This is a genomic window from Duganella sp. GW821-FHT07G03, from assembly GCF_059418605.1.
Genome location: NZ_JBWKQE010000004.1, coordinates 23,006 through 38,193 on the forward strand (window position 1 = coordinate 23,006; position 15,188 = coordinate 38,193).

General features: G+C 60.2%; 12 protein-coding genes and 1 tRNA gene. 5 read left to right on the forward strand and 8 right to left on the reverse strand.

Annotated elements, in window-relative coordinates; translation table 11 throughout:
• Nucleotides 1-13: 13 nt before the first annotated feature.
• The 3 genes from AC07OK_RS07300 to AC07OK_RS07310 all read left to right on the forward strand — a co-directional run bounded on the left by AC07OK_RS07300 (nt 14) and on the right by AC07OK_RS07310 (nt 3,109).
• Complete coding sequence (locus AC07OK_RS07300) at nt 14-433, forward strand: type II toxin-antitoxin system HicB family antitoxin (RefSeq protein WP_494689687.1); 420 nt, start codon at nt 14-16, stop codon at nt 431-433.
• 382 nt (nt 434-815) lie between these two features.
• The gene (locus AC07OK_RS07305) at nt 816-1,322 is read left to right on the forward strand and encodes a hypothetical protein (protein WP_494689688.1); all 507 of its coding nucleotides are present in this window, start codon (nt 816-818) and stop codon (nt 1,320-1,322) included.
• 380 nt (nt 1,323-1,702) lie between these two features.
• Nucleotides 1,703-3,109: a tyrosine-type recombinase/integrase gene (locus tag AC07OK_RS07310; RefSeq protein WP_494689689.1), complete on the forward strand. Its 1,407-nt coding sequence runs from the start codon at nt 1,703-1,705 to the stop codon at nt 3,107-3,109.
• Nucleotides 3,110-3,282: 173 nt separating this feature from the next.
• Here the strand turns inward: AC07OK_RS07310 and AC07OK_RS07315 are convergent, their stop codons facing one another.
• Nucleotides 3,283-3,633, reverse strand: coding sequence for a hypothetical protein (locus tag AC07OK_RS07315; RefSeq protein WP_494689690.1), 351 nt, complete (start codon nt 3,631-3,633; stop codon nt 3,283-3,285).
• A gap of 1,031 nt (nt 3,634-4,664) precedes the next feature.
• Nucleotides 4,665-5,531 (reverse strand): phage integrase N-terminal domain-containing protein, encoded by an 867-nt coding sequence (locus AC07OK_RS07320; RefSeq protein WP_494689691.1) that lies wholly within the window; start codon nt 5,529-5,531, stop codon nt 4,665-4,667.
• A 608-nt stretch (nt 5,532-6,139) separates the two neighbouring features.
• Between AC07OK_RS07320 and AC07OK_RS07325 the strand changes: the two genes are divergently transcribed.
• Nucleotides 6,140-6,625 (forward strand): helix-turn-helix transcriptional regulator, encoded by a 486-nt coding sequence (locus tag AC07OK_RS07325; protein WP_494689692.1) that lies wholly within the window; start codon nt 6,140-6,142, stop codon nt 6,623-6,625.
• A 95-nt stretch (nt 6,626-6,720) separates the two neighbouring features.
• Here the strand turns inward: AC07OK_RS07325 and AC07OK_RS07330 are convergent.
• Nucleotides 6,721-6,797: transfer RNA gene (locus AC07OK_RS07330), tRNA-Pro, on the reverse strand.
• A gap of 122 nt (nt 6,798-6,919) precedes the next feature.
• Here AC07OK_RS07330 and AC07OK_RS07335 point away from each other — a divergent pair.
• A complete protein-coding gene (locus tag AC07OK_RS07335) occupies nt 6,920-7,756 on the forward strand; it encodes an SIR2 family NAD-dependent protein deacylase (protein ID WP_494689693.1) in 837 nt (278 codons plus the stop codon).
• A 5-nt stretch (nt 7,757-7,761) separates the two neighbouring features.
• Here the strand turns inward: AC07OK_RS07335 and AC07OK_RS07340 are convergent, their stop codons facing one another.
• The 5 genes from AC07OK_RS07340 to AC07OK_RS07360 form a co-directional block, all read right to left on the reverse strand.
• Nucleotides 7,762-8,469 carry a fumarylacetoacetate hydrolase family protein gene (locus AC07OK_RS07340; RefSeq protein WP_494689694.1) on the reverse strand — a complete coding sequence of 236 codons (708 nt, stop codon included), beginning with the start codon at nt 8,467-8,469 and terminating at the stop codon, nt 7,762-7,764.
• A gap of 86 nt (nt 8,470-8,555) precedes the next feature.
• On the reverse strand, nt 8,556-9,170 hold the full coding sequence (locus tag AC07OK_RS07345) for a TetR/AcrR family transcriptional regulator (protein WP_494689695.1): 615 nt from the start codon (nt 9,168-9,170) through the stop codon (nt 8,556-8,558).
• 125 nt (nt 9,171-9,295) lie between these two features.
• On the reverse strand, nt 9,296-10,732 hold the full coding sequence (adeC, locus tag AC07OK_RS07350; protein ID WP_494689696.1) for an AdeC/AdeK/OprM family multidrug efflux complex outer membrane factor: 1,437 nt from the start codon (nt 10,730-10,732) through the stop codon (nt 9,296-9,298).
• Nucleotides 10,733-10,746: 14 nt separating this feature from the next.
• Nucleotides 10,747-13,881: an efflux RND transporter permease subunit gene (locus AC07OK_RS07355; protein ID WP_494689697.1), complete on the reverse strand. Its 3,135-nt coding sequence runs from the start codon at nt 13,879-13,881 to the stop codon at nt 10,747-10,749.
• A 12-nt stretch (nt 13,882-13,893) separates the two neighbouring features.
• Nucleotides 13,894-15,072, reverse strand: a complete 1,179-nt coding sequence (locus tag AC07OK_RS07360; protein ID WP_494689698.1) for an efflux RND transporter periplasmic adaptor subunit — start codon at nt 15,070-15,072, stop codon at nt 13,894-13,896.
• Nucleotides 15,073-15,188 lie beyond the last annotated feature (116 nt).

Sequence of the window (15,188 nt, forward strand, 5' to 3'; positions counted from 1 at the left end):
ACCGGAGAATGATATGTTGAACTACCCCATAACTCTCACGCCCGACTCCAACGGTACTTACTTGGTAGGTTTCCCCGACTTCCCTGAAGCAAACTCTGTCGGTGACGACGTCGCCGACGCACTGGCAAATGCAGGTGACGCGCTGGAATCAGCACTGTCGATCTACTTCGACGAACGCCGCCCAATACCGCTGCCATCAGCGAACAACACAGGTAACGCCGTTGTGGGCCTGTCAGCGCTAGGAACTGCGAAGGTCCTTCTATGGAACGAAATGCACGCACAAAATATGCGCAAGGCAGACCTTGCGCGCAGGCTCGACGTGCACATGCCACAAGTAGATCGATTGTTTGACCTGACTCACTCCTCAAAAATTGAATTTGTTGAACAAGCTGCAAAGGCTCTTGGCAAAACGTTGAACGTTTCACTCATTTAACGCGGAGCTGGCTCAAATTGGCAGGCTGAACGGACGCTTACAGAGCATCTCAGGCAGGAACCTGATTTATATTAGAATGGCCTGAAAAGCGCCTTCGCTCTTCAAGCTAACATGACGTCAGGAAATGGAACTGTGCATCGAGTACCCGTTTGAGCATCAGCATATCGGGCGTATGGGCCAAGGTCCAGAGCGAAGCCGATTTTCCCAAGCCGTTCAAATTATCCGCGAAGCAGACACGATGGACAGATACTCAACTCAACAACTTCATCAGCATGAAGATGTCAGCTACCCTACACTGACCTAGAAGCCGCAATCAGAAATGACTGCGGCTTTTTTCATGGGCCGGTGATAGCATGGATCGTCCCCACTGCCACCGCCTGTCATGTCATCGTTTGCCGACCTCAAAGACATCGCACCTTGGGTTGCTATCACCCTCTCCATAGCCGCTTTCACCCTGTCCGTCCTGAACTATCGGCGCGACCGCGCCAGCCTACAGGTGACTTCCACCTACTTCGAAGGCGGGCCGCAATCCGATGCCGGTATCAGCATCACCGTAGTGAACACAGGCCGACGCCCGATCATTCTTGAATCGCTTGTGTACGTGAAGCTTGGCCGAAGCAAGCTGGCAAGGCAAACCATCGTGGAAAGCTTTGGGGTGCTTCTCAACCCAGATACGGGGATCACGCTGGCTGAACGTCAGAAGTACAAGAAATGGCTCCCAGCCCCAGAGCTAGGTATATGTTTCGAGAACGAAGATGTACTAGAAGCCGACGAACTCTGGATCACTGACACGCTCCACCACCGCTATCGGATTAAGGGAATTCGGGAGCAGATTGCCCAGCTTCGCACATGGGCAGCAAAGCATCCCAGTCCGGCATCCGAGTGGTAGGGCACTACTAGGGCAGAAGAAAAAACTAGGGCACCGATAGGGCACGAACGACAGAAAGAAAAAAGACCTACGATCCTGACGAATCGTAAGTCCTTGTTCTTACTACGTTTTCTTTGGTCGGGGCGAGAAGATTCGAACTTCCGACCCCTTGCACCCCATGGCCGAGTTAACTCTTCCTTTAGCATCCAGGAACGTCCATCCATTGAGCAACATCATTAAAAATCAATGGCTTGGCGCTACCATGCGTCTATACCCATCCGTACTCATCCAGTCCTAGCCGAGCGTCTTGTTGGGGTATTTGTTGGGGTATTTTTTGCTCCTCTTGCGACCCCTTGTAAAAAACTCCGGCCTATTGCAGGGCTGACGTTCTGGAATACAAGATGCCTAGGATCACACAGAAGGAATTGTTGGCGATTACGACGAAACAAGTCGGACTCGTCGTCCGGGATGATGGTGGACTGTTCGGGCGCGTACGCGTGAAGGCCGACAACAAACTCACGATTCCGTTTTACTACCGCTACCGGCATGGCGACAAGCTGCACGACATTTCATGCGGCTCCTGGCCGCATGACAGCCTGGCGAAAATCAGGGAAGCCCGCGATGCCGCGCGCGACCGCGCGGCCACTGGAGCCGATCCTGCCACGGTAAAAAAGGTGCAGAAGATCGAGGTTCAGGAGGCGCTGGAAGCGAAGCTGGCCCAGGTCGAGGCGCAACGCGAGGCAGGCCTGACGGTGCGCGATATGTTCGACGTCTGGCTGCTGGACGGCGTGCGGCGCAGGAACAATAACGCAGAATTGAAACGACAGTTCAATGCCGACGTCTTGCCCAAGATTGGCGGCGTCGCCGTCCGCGCACTGACGGAGCATGATCTGCGTCACGTGCTGCGTACCATGGTGGCGCGTGGCGCCAACCGCAGCGCCGTCTCGCTGAGGAACAACCTGAAGCAGATGCTGAACTGGGCACAGAAACGGCAGCCATGGCGCCGCCTGCTGGTCGAGGGCAACCCGATGGATCTGATCGAGATCGGCCGCATCGTCAGCCCGGACTTCGATCCGCGCGGCGTGCGCGAGCGGGTGCTCTCCCCTGCCGAGATTCACGAATTGCACACCGTCCTCGACCGCGCGCGGAAGGAATATGCGCAGGCGGCAAACAGGCGCATCGCCGTGCAGCCCATCGAAATCACAACCGAATGCGCGATCTGGATCATGCTGTCGACCTTGTGCCGGGTCGGCGAATTGACCATGGCGCGCTGGGAACACGTCAGCTTCGAGCGCGCGGAATGGTTTATACCAAAGGAAAACGTGAAGGACCGCATCAGCAGCCTGACGATCTCGCTATCCGATTTCGCGCTGCGCCATTTTCGCCGCTTGTACGATTGCAGCGGGGACACCGACTGGTGCTTCCCGAACTACATGGGCACGCTCCACATCTCGCCGCGAGCGATCACCAAACAAATCAGCGACCGGCAAACCATGTTCAAGCACGGCCGCGACGGCGGGCCTCGCGCCAAGATGCCGCATCGCCGCCAGGATGATCGTCTTGTGCTGCAAAGTGGAAAACACGGCGCGTGGACCGCGCATGACTTGCGCAGGACGGGTGCCACACTGATGCAAAGTCTCGGCGTCACGCTGGACGTCATCGACCGCTGCCTACACATCGAACGTCTTGAAAGCACGAGACTCCCGCGCTGGATAGCAGGTTCACTCGGGTTCGTAGACCTTCATTATCGAGAATGGCAACACTTGTGGAAACGGCAGTATCAGCCCCATCACCGCCAACAGCAATGATGCGGTCGTATTGCCCTTCCTTGAACTTATCCTTGAAATGAATTTCCATATTTTAATATTATAGGTCACGGTTCGCTGCTGGCCGAACTCAGCCAATACTCTTCAGGATAGCAGCTTGCTCGTCAGCAAAGTTCACGAATTTTCACTCAACGTGGAAGCCCCAAAGCGGTCGCCTATTCCTTCACGATCGCTTTCACATCTTTTGCGGTGAAACCCCAACGAAGCAACGGGGTTCTCTTGTCAGTAAAACTGACCTTCAACCGGCGCCCGACGGCCTTGACGAACGCTTCATTAATTTCACCGTGTTCAGGCAATTTAAATCCGAGAACATCTCGCCATTCGCTGCTTGCGTCGTCCCATACTGAGGCCCACGCATGTGTAGGGCTAAAAAATTTCAGTATGGCTGGGCCGCGGACATTACCTAACTTGGCTTCGTCTACATTAAAGGTAAATTCGTCGCTAGAGTTTTTGACGACTACAAAGTGCGTCCTGAGTGCCCTGATGGTTTCGAAAGTTGGCTGCATGAAGCGTTCGTTTAAAGGTTCGTTATCTTGTTCACATCTCGGCTTCAAGGGCCGATTTTGGCCGATTTCAGCCCTATCTACACACGAACATCAAGGCGCTTTATTTCAAAATCAACATAGCCATCACAGTGCACATTACTTAGCTCGATTACAAACCCATTGACTTCAACAAGACCCTCTGCCTCATCAACGACGCGGCCTCGTCCTTCATAAGAATAATGACCAGTACGCTCTATCCGTTCTGAAGACAACGCTTCTATTTCTTCTGCTGGTCAGTCTGAAAAATAAGCGGCATGAGCGGTTCCTTCCAGAGTGGAAAGCCGATTCTCAACCTCGTCTCCAACATGCAGTCCACATGGCCAACAAAATGCGACGAGTTGCCCCTTGCCGCTATCGAGTGTCACAGACGCACTTTCATCTCCCGGAGAAACCGGGTCAACTGATACAACGTGGATTACTTCCATGTTTCATGTTCTCACAAGTTACGCCAGGGTCCGGTGATGGCCGGATGCTATCGGCTGTCAGGATAACACCTTACGATGCTCTCCCACTCCAGTGCCTATTGGCTCAACGAGAATCCGCCCGGAAAAGTCTGACGCAACCACCTGGACCGCTGTGGAAGGGGCACTACGTTGATACTCGCAAATTATTTTGAACGCTTCAGGCCGTGCAACAAAAGAGCACTGACGTGCGGTTGAATAAACGATGACTTCATTCGTTCCTGCATACTCCTGAATCAAGGAATCGACTAAACTTACATCGAGAACCTTGTCTTGTGTAAGCAGGCGGTACCCATCCACTGTCGAAATACGGAAGTAGAAAAGCTTTCGCATTACAGTTTGAATTTCTCGCGGTGTCATGAGTATTGATTTATTGAGTTCTCTTCATTAGCGAAATGTCGGCCTCTGCCCGAACTCGGCGCATCGAGTGAATATCACTTCCGCAGCCAGCATAGCATTCTTGCCATCAAGTAAAAATCACAATTTGTCACAGCAGGCTCGTTCACACAAAACTGAGGACATTGTCTTGCTCTAGCGGCCCAAGTACACCGCCGTAATTTGTTCGCGACCGTGGCCCATTTCTTCTGACAGTAACAAGCGTGCCGAGAGATCCCGTTGTCCTTGCTCCGGCCCGAGTTGCGATGACCGGGGGCCGCCTCGCGCCGGGCTGTGCCAGCCGGTGAGCTGCCGGTAGCGTTCCTGCGCATAGTTGTGGCGCAGACCATGGACGCCGTGGATGTCTGCTTTATCGCACTGTGCTCGAAAGCGCTGAAGCTGATCGCGGTAGCGCAAGTTAGCCATGATGAGACTACCGGCAGCAACAAGCCGCTTGGCCTCATTGAGTACTGTGCGCTGTTCAGGCGTACGAATGGCGATCTCGCGATACTTGCCGCCTTTGGTCCAGGTGTCCTTGAGCTTCAGTCGATCGCCGCCATCGGCCCACGCGGGAACGATCTTGATGCTTTCCTCGCGCCGCAAACCAAAAGCGGATTGCAGCCGCAGCGACATCGCCGTGTAAGGATCCGTGATCTTCGCCATGCGTGCATCGTCAAGCACCTTGGCCTTGGAGATATTGGTGACAAACGTGCGCTTGTCGATGTCATAGCTGCCGTTGTCGCGCGCGATGATGTTGTCCTTGCCGATCTTCTGCGCCCACCATCGCATGGTGCTCATACGGTTCTTCATCGTGCCGGCGCTGACGCCATCGGCCTTCCACTGCTGCACCAGCGCGTCCACATGCTTGGGACGCAGACTGTCAGCATTCATATGACGATATCCGAGATCGTGCAGCTGGTTGGCCACATGCGAGAGTATTCGCGCACGGTCGGACTGCGTGGCATAGCTGCCATCGCGATTGCGGTCGCACAGCTGCTTGAGTTGATAGTTCAAGTCGCGCATCGCATGCTCCTAAAATCAAACGTGGTGTAATCGAGTCCGATGAGTGTTTCTGGCCACCGTGCTTGCCGCAGCAAGGACGGTTTGTAAAGGCCCCGGGACACCACTCCCGTTTATGCGGTATGTTCACTGCTTGCCCGCGCCGCATGCGCGTATGGCGCCGCGATCCGCTCCTTGTAGAAGCCTGATCGCGGTGGGACCAGTTACCCAGGGTCCATGGGGTGTGCTTCGCACACGTTGTCGGCCCACGAGGGGCAAGGTTGGCAAGCAGCGTTCTGCTGCGCTGATAGCGGTAGATCCGCTGTCACTGGCCGCCGTCACTGAGAAATCCGTGGAGGAGCCCATATAGCGCTTGGTTGCTAGCGCGTCGTCACTGGCAGCAGGCCGCCAGTAACGACGCGCGGTTTGCGCCGCGGACTAGGGCGGCGCACAGGACATGCACGCGGCGGCAGATCGCCGCGTGAGGTGGTGACGGTGCGTGAATGCGCACGATGTGACGCGCAGCTCCCTCGAGGGAAGGATGCGCAATATGGATGCAGCCTATCCAGGCTGATCACGGGCTAGCTCAAAGGCGAAGCCAATCTAAAAACAAATGTGGAGACTAAGGGCGCGTGACGAGCGCTACGCCTGGCGTGATGCCAAGTTGCGCGAAGGGCGATCCCTTCGCGTCGAAAAGCATATTGTCCTCCACCTGGCATCGCGCCGGCTTCACCAACTCAAAATTCTCCTCGATTGATTTGTCGACGAAGCTGGCGAAGAATCGACGCCAAAAACGGGGCCAATTTCGGGTCGCACTTGCCCGGCAATCGGAGGACAGTACTGGCAGCACATGGACAATGGAGGAAGACATGAAACGATCACCCCTGCCCCGCACCACACGAATGATCCGCCTGCCGGAAGTGATGGCGATCTGCGGGCTGTCGCGCAGCACCGTCTACGCCTACACCAAGCGCGGCGAATTCCCGGCGCGGGTTAAGATAACCAGGCACGCTTCGGCATGGGTTCGGGAAGAGGTGCTGGCCTGGGTAGAAAGCCGTATCCAGGCCAGCCGCAGTTGTACCCCAACACCGGCAGAAAATCGTGAGACTGGGGTTTGACCGCTAAAAGAAGTTTGTTGGGGTATTTGTTGGGGTACAGACTTGTAAAAACAACAAAGGCCAGTCCGAAGACTGGCCTAAGCTGTTGATTCTATTGGTCGGGGCGAGAAGATTCGAACTTCCGACCCCTTGCACCCCATGCAAGTACGCTACCAGGCTGCGCTACGCCCCGACGAATTTGGAATTATAGCAGCGCCTTTAAGTATTTGTCATGTTTGCTTTCATCTTCGATGCAACATCGCCTCCCCCGCGCAGGAGTAAGATAGGTAATTCTGCTCGCCATCGAAAGCCTGCATGCCTTCCCCAGCCGAACTCGCCGCCCTCAGCCAAGCCGCCGACCTCGTCAAACAAGCCGACGCGCTGATCATCGCCGCCGGCGCCGGCATGGGCGTCGATTCCGGCCTGCCCGATTTTCGCGGCAACGAAGGCTTCTGGCAGATCTACCCAGCCCTCGGCCGCGCGCGCATGGAGTTTTCCAGCATCGCCACGCCCTACACCTTCCGCTCCGATCCAACGCTGGCATGGGGCTTCTACGGCCATCGCCTCCAGCTCTACCGCAACACCACGCCGCACGCCGGCTTCGCCCTGCTCAAGGCCTGGGGCGAAGGCATGGAGGCCGGCTACGGCGTCTTCACCAGCAACGTGGATGGGCAGTTCCAGTGCGCAGGATACGAAACACACCCCATCCACGAATTCCACGGCTCCATCCATCACCTGCAATGCATGGAGCCCTGCGGCCCGGATATCTGGAGCGCCGACAGCTTCGTGCCGGAAGTCGACGCCGAGGCTTGCCGTCTGCTGAACGCGGCTCCACTCTGCCCGCACTGCGGCGGCATGGCGCGGCCGAATATCCTGATGTTCGGCGATTGGGGATGGAACGAACGCCGCACGGTGATGCAGGAAGCGCGCCTGCAATCCCTGCTGCAAGCGGCGCAGCGCCCGCTGGTGATCGAATTGGGCGCGGGCGCGGTAATCCCGTCGGTACGCCACTTCAGCCAGCGCGTGCTTCGGAATCACGGCGGCCGCATGATACGGATTAATCCGCGCGAATCGGATGTCGCCAATCCGCTCGATGTGGGGCTGGCGATGGGCGCCCTCGCCGCCCTGACGGCGATCGACGCACTGCTATAAACGATTTACACCAATTTAACGGCAATACCGGACAGACCTTCCACCTTGCCTACCAGCGTCTGTCCGCGCACCACGGCGCCCACACCTTCAGGCGTTCCGCTGAAAATCAGGTCGCCCGGCGCCAGCGCGAACAGCGTGGACAAATTGGCGATGGTCTCGCTGATCGACCAGATCAGATGATCGATGGTGGCCGACTGCTTGGTTACGCCATCCACCGCCAGCTCGATAGCGGCGCGGTTGATATCGCCCGCTTCGGCCGCGCGGTGGATCAAGCCGACTGGCGCCGAATAATCGAAGGCCTTGCCGATCTCCCAGGGACGGCCGGCGTCGCGCATTTTAAATTGCAGGTCGCGCCGCGTCATGTCCAGCCCCACCGCGTAGCCAAAGATATGCCCGGCCGCGTCTTCCACCGCGATATTGCTGCCGCCCTTGCCGATGGCGACCACCAGTTCGCACTCGTAGTGCAGGTTGCTGGTCACCTGCGGATACGGCAGGTCCAGCACCGCGCCTGGCGCCACAGGGATAACGGCTTGCGCGTCGTTCGGTTTGCAGAAGAAGAACGGTGGTTCGCGGTCCGGGTCAAAGCCCATCTCACGCGCGTGCGCCGCGTAGTTGCGGCCGACGCAGTAGACGCGGCGTACCGGGAACAGATCGGAAGTACCGGCGACCGGCAGGCCGACGATGTCGTGGGCGGGAATTACGTAGGATGTCATGATGCTCCGATAGGCTGGAATGGGAGAGCGATCATGGTACAACAGCCCCCGCCCGCGTGCAGCGAACGGAAACAATACGAGACAAATCAGGTCATCAGCAACGCGCGCATGGCGACGCGGAAGGCGTCCACCAGGCTGGCGCGGTTCATATTGGGCCGGTACAGCGCGCGTATCGTCAGTCCATGGAAGTAGGAGATCAGCGTGTCGAGACGGCCATCCAGCAGCACGTCGCTCACCGGCAGGTTGCGCTGTTCGCGGCCGCGCTTGACCAGGTCGCGCAATTGCGCGCGCGAGACTTCTTCGTTTTCGCGCATCTTGGCGGCGATGACGGGATTGCGCGAGGCTTCGGCAAACATCTCCAGCGGTACGCTCCACGGCTGCGGGTCGAGCGACTCGTCGATATGGATGGGTGCATCTTCCAGTATCGCTTCCAATGGATCTTCGCGCGTCGCCAGGTCGCGCAACAGTCCCGATACATGTTCGGCCTCGCGCGCGACAAAGGCCAGGATGATGGCGTCCTTGCCGTCGAAGTAGTTGTAGATATGGCCGGCGCTCATGCCAGCCTGCTTCGATATCTCGGACATGCTCGCACCATGGAAGCCGCTGCGCGCAAAGCAGACGGCGGCCGCCTCCAGCACCTGGTTGCGCCGGTTCTGCGCGCGTTCCGGGTCGGTGCGTCGTTTTACGATGGGTGCGGTCATGGGGTCTTCCTTGGGTAACGAACTTGCCTGAGGCGGTACTGTGGCGAAGCAGACCATTTTTGTCAATTTATCAGCAGTCGGAGGCGGCGGGCGCGCAACACTTTGCGCCCGCCGCTCCGGCCACCTTAGCCGCGCTGCTGCGCGACTTCCGGCTGCCAGCCGCCGCCCAGCACCTTGTACAGGGTGACGGCGTTGCTGGATTTGCCCAGCCGCGCCGAGATCAGGCCCTGCTGCGCGGCGTACAGCGCGCGCTGCGACACCAGCGCGTTCAGGTACGAATCCGCGCCCTTGCGGTAGCGCGCCTCGTGGATGCGGAAGCTCTTGTCGGCCGCGTCGACCAGCGCCTGCTGCGAGGCGATGCGTTCGTCCAGCGTTCCGCGCTGGGCCAGCGCATCGGCCACTTCGCGGAACGCCACCTGGATCGCCTTCTCGTACTGCGCCACCGAGATGTCGCGATTGGCCTTGGCGATATTCAGGTTGGCGCGATTGACGCCGCCATCGAAGATCGGCAAATTGATCTGCGGGACGAAACTCCACGTCGACGATCCCGCCTTGAACAGACCGGACAAGGTGCTGCTCGCGCTGCCGCCCGACGCCGTCAGCGAGATGCTGGGGAAGAAGGCGGCGCGCGCCACGCCGATGTTGGCGTTGGCAGCGCGCAGCGCGCGCTCGGCCTCCTGCACATCGGGACGCGCTTGCAGCAGGTCCGACGGCAAGCCGGCCGGAATCGCGGCCAGCTGCGTTACCGCATCCAGCTCGCCGGCAGGCAGCAAGTCCGCAGGCACGCTGCTGCCGACCAGCAGCGTCAGCGCGTTCTGGTCCAGCGCCACTTGCGCGGTGTAGACCGCCATGTCGCTGCGCGCCGATTCGACGCTGGTCTGCGCCTCGTACATGTCCACGCCGGAGGTGACGCCGGAATCGAAGCGCTTCTTGCTCAGGTCATAGGAAGTCTGCTGGCTGCGCAGCGTTTCCGCCGCCAACTTCAGGCGCTGCTGGTCGGCGATCAACGTCAGGTAGGCGTTGGCCACTTCGGCCACCAGCGTGATCTGCTGCGCGCGGCGCGCTTCCTCGGTGCCGAGGTAGGTCTGCAAACCGGCGTCCGACAGGTTGCGAACCTTGCCGAAGAAGTCCAGCTCATACGACGCCATCGCCAAACCGCCGCTGTACTGGCGGTTGATGGCCGCTTCGCCGGTGCCGGTCATGGTCGAAGGCGTGCGCGATGCGCTCTGGCTGACATTGGCCGACAGCTTGGGCAGCAGCGCCGCGCTGTCGATGTTGTACTGCGCCTTGGCCTTCTCGATGTTGAGCACCGATACACGCAGGTCGCGGTTGTTGACCAGCGCCAGTGCGATCACCTGGCGCAGACGCTCGTCGGCAAAGTATTCGCGCCACTGGATTTCGGATACCGGCTTGGCATCGGCCGCCGCTGCCGGCACGCCTTTGTAGGCGTCGCCGGCCGGCCAGGCTTGCGCCACCGGTTGCGCCGGGCGTTCGTACACCGGCGCCAGGCTGCAACCGGCCAACATCGCCAGCGCCACCATCGTGAGTAAAGATTTTTTCATGAATTTATCCACAATCAATGCGCCTCCACAGCCGCAACAGGAGCGGCGGTCTTCTTGCTGAAGAAGCCCCGCACCAATACAAAGAACACCGGCACAAAGAAGATGCCCAGGAAGGTAGCCGACAGCATCCCGCCCAACACGCCGACGCCGATCGCGTTCTGGCTGCCGGAGCCGGCGCCGCTGCTGATCGCCAGCGGCAGCACACCGAGGCCGAAGGCGATGGACGTCATCAGGATCGGACGCAGTCGCAGTCGCACGGCCTGCAAGGTCGCCTGTTTCAGTTCCACGCCCTGCTCCTGCAGCTCCTTCGCAAACTCCACGATCAGGATCGCGTTCTTCGCCGCCAGCCCCACCACGGTCAGCAGGCCGACCTGGAAGTACACGTCGTTCGACAGCTTGAACACATACGTCGCCAGCACCGTGCCGATCACGCCCAACGGCACGATCAGCAGCACCGAGAACGGAATCGACCAGCTTTCATACAGCGCGGCCAGGCACAGGAACACGATCAGGATCGAGATCGCATACAGCTGGGTGGTCTGCGAACCCGAGTCGCGTTCTTCCGTCGACAGGCCGGTCCACTCGAAGCCGATACCCGGCGGCAGCTTGGCCGCCATCTCTTCAATTGCCGCCATCGCTACGCCCGAACTCTGGCCCGGCGCCGGCATGCCGAGAATCTCGGTCGACGGCAGGCCGTTGTAGCGCTCCAGGCGTGGCGACGCATAGATCCACTGACCGGTCGAGAAGGCCGAGAAAGGCACCATCTCACCGTCGGCATTGCGGACAAACCATTTGCCCAGGTCTTCCGGCGACATGCGCGAATCGGGCTGGCCCTGCATGTACACCTTTTTCACGCGGCCACGGTCGACGAAGTCGTTGACGTAGGCGCTACCCCAGGCGGTGCTCAGCACCTTGTTCACATCGGCGATGGACAAGCCCAGCGCGGTCGCCTTCTGCTGGTCGACGGTGATCTTGTACTGCGGCGTATCTTCCTGTCCGTTCGGACGCACCCCCATCAGCACCGGATTCTTGGACGCCATGCCCAGCATCTGGTTGCGCGCAGCCATCAGCGCTTCGTGGCCGACACCGCCCTGGTCCTGCAGCTGCAAATCGAAGCCACTGGCGTTACCCAGCTCCAGCACCGCAGGCGGGGCGAAGGCGAACACCATCGCATCCTTGATCTGCGAGAAGCTGCCCATGGCGCGGCCGACAATGGCGTTCACGCGCTGGCCGGCGCCCTTGCGCTCCGACCAGTCCTTCATGCGGACGAAGGCGATACCCGTGTTCTGGCCGTTGCCGCTGAAGCTGAAGCCAGCCACCGCGAACACCGACGCCACCGAATCCTTCTCCTCGTTCAGGAAGTGCTGCTCGACTTTTTCGATCACCTTCAGCGTGCGCTGCTGGGTCGCGCCGGTCGGCAGCTGGATTTGCGAGAACAGCACGCCCTGGTCTTCTTCCGGCAGGAAGGACGTCGGCAGGCGCACGAACACGAAGGCCAGCACCGCCAGCAACAGCGCGTACATGATCAGCGAACGTCCGCTGCGATTCAGCAGCGCGCCCACCCAGCCCTGGTACTTCAAGCTGCCGCGGTCGAAGCTGCGGTTGAACCAGCCGAAGAAGCCGGTGTCGATCGCCGTATGGCCCTTGGCCACAGGCTTGAGCAGGGTCGCGCACAGCGCCGGCGTGAAGATCATCGCCACCAGCACCGACAGCACCATCGCCGAAACAATCGTCACCGAGAACTGGCGGTAGATCACGCCGGTGGAGCCGCTGAAGAAGGCCATCGGCACGAACACCGCCGACAGCACCATCGCGATGCCCACCAGCGCGCCGCTGATCTGGCCCATCGATTTGCGCGTCGCTTCGACCGGGGACAAGCCCTCCTCCGTCATCACGCGCTCGACGTTTTCCACCACCACGATGGCGTCATCGACCAGCAGGCCAATCGCCAGCACCACCGCGAACATGGTCAGCGTGTTGATCGAATAGCCCAACGCCGACAGGATCGCGAAAGTCCCCAGCAGCACCACCGGCACCGCCATCGTCGGAATCAGCGTGGCGCGGAAGTTTTGCAGGAACAGGTACATCACCAGGAACACCAGGATCACCGCTTCCACCAGCGTCTTGACCACTTCCTCGATCGACAGCTTGACGAACGGCGTGGTGTCGAAGGCGATCACCGCCTTCATCCCGGCCGGGAACTGCTTCTCCAGCGATGCGATCCGCGCCTTGACGGCGTTGGCGGTATCGAGCGCGTTGGCGCCGGTGGCCAGCTTGATGGCCACGCCGGTGGCGGCCTTGCCGTTGTAGCGGGCCAGCACGTTGTAGTTCTCGCTGCCCAGCTCCATGCGGGCCACGTCGCGCAGGTGCACGGTGGCGCCGCTGGCGGCGGTCTTCAGCAGGATGGCGCCGAACTGCTCGGCGGTCTGCAGGCGGCTCTGCGCCGACACGGTGGCGTTGAGCTGCTGGCCCGGCATGGCGGGCGCGCCACCCAGCTCACCGGCCGAGACTTCGGTGTTCTGCGCGGTGATAGCGGCGGTCACGTCGGCCGGCGTCAGCTGATAGCTTTGCAGCTTGGCCGGGTCGAGCCAGATGCGCATCGCGTACTGGGCGCCGAACAGCGTCACGTCGCCCACGCCTTCCACGCGGCTGAGCGGATCGATGACGTTGGCGGCTACGTAGTCGCCCAGGTCGGCCTGCTTCATGCTGCCGTCTTCGGACACGAAGCCCAGCACCATCATGAAGTTCTTGGTGGCCTTGGCGACCACCAGGCCTTGCTGCGTAACGATGGTTGGCAACAGCGGCGTCGCCAGCTGCAGCTTGTTCTGCACCTGCACTTGGGCGATGTCCGGGTTGGTGCCGCTCTTGAAGGTCAGCGTGATGCCGATGCCGCCGGTGCCGTCGCTTGACGAGGACATGTAGCGCAGGCCGTCGATGCCCTTCATCTTCTGTTCGATGACCTGGGTGACGGCGTCTTCCACCGTCTTGGCGGAGGCGCCCGGGTAGGAACCGCTGATCGAAATCGACGGCGGTGCAATGCTTGGATACTGCGCGATCGGCAGGCCGAGGATCGCGATCACGCCCGAAAGCATGATGACGATAGCGACGACCCACGCGAAGATCGGGCGGTCAATAAAGAAACGTGACATGGTGATGCTCCTTTATTGGGCGCTCTTGGCGTTGGACGGCATGGCGCCGCCCACGGCCACGGCGGCGGCGGGTTTGGCTGCGTTGGCCGGCGCGCCCGGCTTGACCTTCTGCACGCCTTCGACGATCAGCAGGTCGCCCGCGTTGAGGCCCGACTTGACCAGCCACTTGTCGCCCATGGTGCCGCCGGTGACCAGCAGGCGCTGCTCGACCTTGCCTTCCTTGTTCAGTACCAGCGCGGTCGCCTGGCCTTTGGCGTTGCGGGTCACGCCCTGCTGCGGCACGGCGATGGCCTGCTCGTTGACGCCCGATTCCACCACCGCGCGCACGAACATGCCTGGCAGCAGATCGTGCTTGGGGTTGGGGAACAGCGCGCGCAGGGTGACGTTGCCGGTGCCCGGATCGACCGTCACATCGGAGAACTGCAGCTTGCCGCTTTCTGCGTACTTGCTGCCGTCCGACAGCAGCAGCGTGACCTTGGCCTGGCCGCCGGCCTGCTTCAAGCCGCCGTTTTCCAGCTCGCGCTTCAGGCGCAGCAGGTCCTCGCTCGATTGCGTGACGTCGACGTAGATCGGGTCCAGCTGCTGCACGGTGGTCAGCGCGCCGGTCTGGTTGGCCGTCACCAGCGCGCCCGGCGTGATGGCCGAGCGGCCAATACGGCCGCTGATCGGCGCGTCGACATGGGTGTATTTGAGGTTGATGGCGGCCTGCTCCAGCGCCGCGGCGGCCGATTCCACGTCGGCCTTGGCCTGCTCGTTGGCGGCGACGGCGTCGTCGTAGTCCTGGCGGCTCACGCCTTCGATCGCCACCAGGTCCTTGTAGCGCGCCACTTTCGGGCCGCTGGTCATCAGGTTGGCCCTGGCCTTGGCCAGCGCCGCCTTGGCCGAGTTGTAGGAGGCCTGGTAGCTGGCCGCGTCGATCTGGTACAGCGCCACGCCGGCCTTGACGTCGGCGCCTTCGACAAACAGGCGTTTTTGTATCAGTCCGCTGACCTGCGGGCGCACTTCGGCCACCTGGAAGGCGGCGGTGCGGCCCGGCAGTTCGGTCGTGATGTGCAGCGCTTCCGGCGCCACTTTAAAAACGCCCACTTCCGCCACCTGCATATGAGGTGCTTCGGTCGTGGTTTTGGAGCAGCCGGCAACGAACACGGCTGCGGTGATCAGGGCTGCGGTCCTGCAGAAAAGAGCTTCCATGGTGGGACTTTCTGTATAAAAAATGTGCATAAGTTCGTAGAATGAACGATCATTCTATTTAAGTCAAGAAAGTTTTTCGTCCATGACACGACAAAGCGTGGCGTGCGGCGGTGAAT

What these genes read in the sequence shown, in the direction of transcription:
- AC07OK_RS07305 (WP_494689688.1), top strand. Translation starts at nt 816, where the DNA reads ATGTCATCGTTTGCCGACCTCAAAGACATCGCACCTTGGGTTGCTATC.
- AC07OK_RS07310 (WP_494689689.1), top strand. Translation starts at nt 1,703, where the DNA reads ATGCCTAGGATCACACAGAAGGAATTGTTGGCGATTACGACGAAACAA.
- AC07OK_RS07360 (WP_494689698.1), bottom strand. Translation starts at nt 15,072, where the DNA reads ATGGAAGCTCTTTTCTGCAGGACCGCAGCCCTGATCACCGCAGCCGTG.
- AC07OK_RS07300 (WP_494689687.1), top strand. Translation starts at nt 14, where the DNA reads ATGTTGAACTACCCCATAACTCTCACGCCCGACTCCAACGGTACTTAC.
- AC07OK_RS07315 (WP_494689690.1), bottom strand. Translation starts at nt 3,633, where the DNA reads ATGCAGCCAACTTTCGAAACCATCAGGGCACTCAGGACGCACTTTGTA.
- AC07OK_RS07335 (WP_494689693.1), top strand. Translation starts at nt 6,920, where the DNA reads ATGCCTTCCCCAGCCGAACTCGCCGCCCTCAGCCAAGCCGCCGACCTC.
- AC07OK_RS07345 (WP_494689695.1), bottom strand. Translation starts at nt 9,170, where the DNA reads ATGACCGCACCCATCGTAAAACGACGCACCGACCCGGAACGCGCGCAG.
- AC07OK_RS07355 (WP_494689697.1), bottom strand. Translation starts at nt 13,881, where the DNA reads ATGTCACGTTTCTTTATTGACCGCCCGATCTTCGCGTGGGTCGTCGCT.
- AC07OK_RS07320 (WP_494689691.1), bottom strand. Translation starts at nt 5,531, where the DNA reads ATGCGCGACTTGAACTATCAACTCAAGCAGCTGTGCGACCGCAATCGC.
- adeC (WP_494689696.1), bottom strand. Translation starts at nt 10,732, where the DNA reads ATGAAAAAATCTTTACTCACGATGGTGGCGCTGGCGATGTTGGCCGGT.
- AC07OK_RS07340 (WP_494689694.1), bottom strand. Translation starts at nt 8,469, where the DNA reads ATGACATCCTACGTAATTCCCGCCCACGACATCGTCGGCCTGCCGGTC.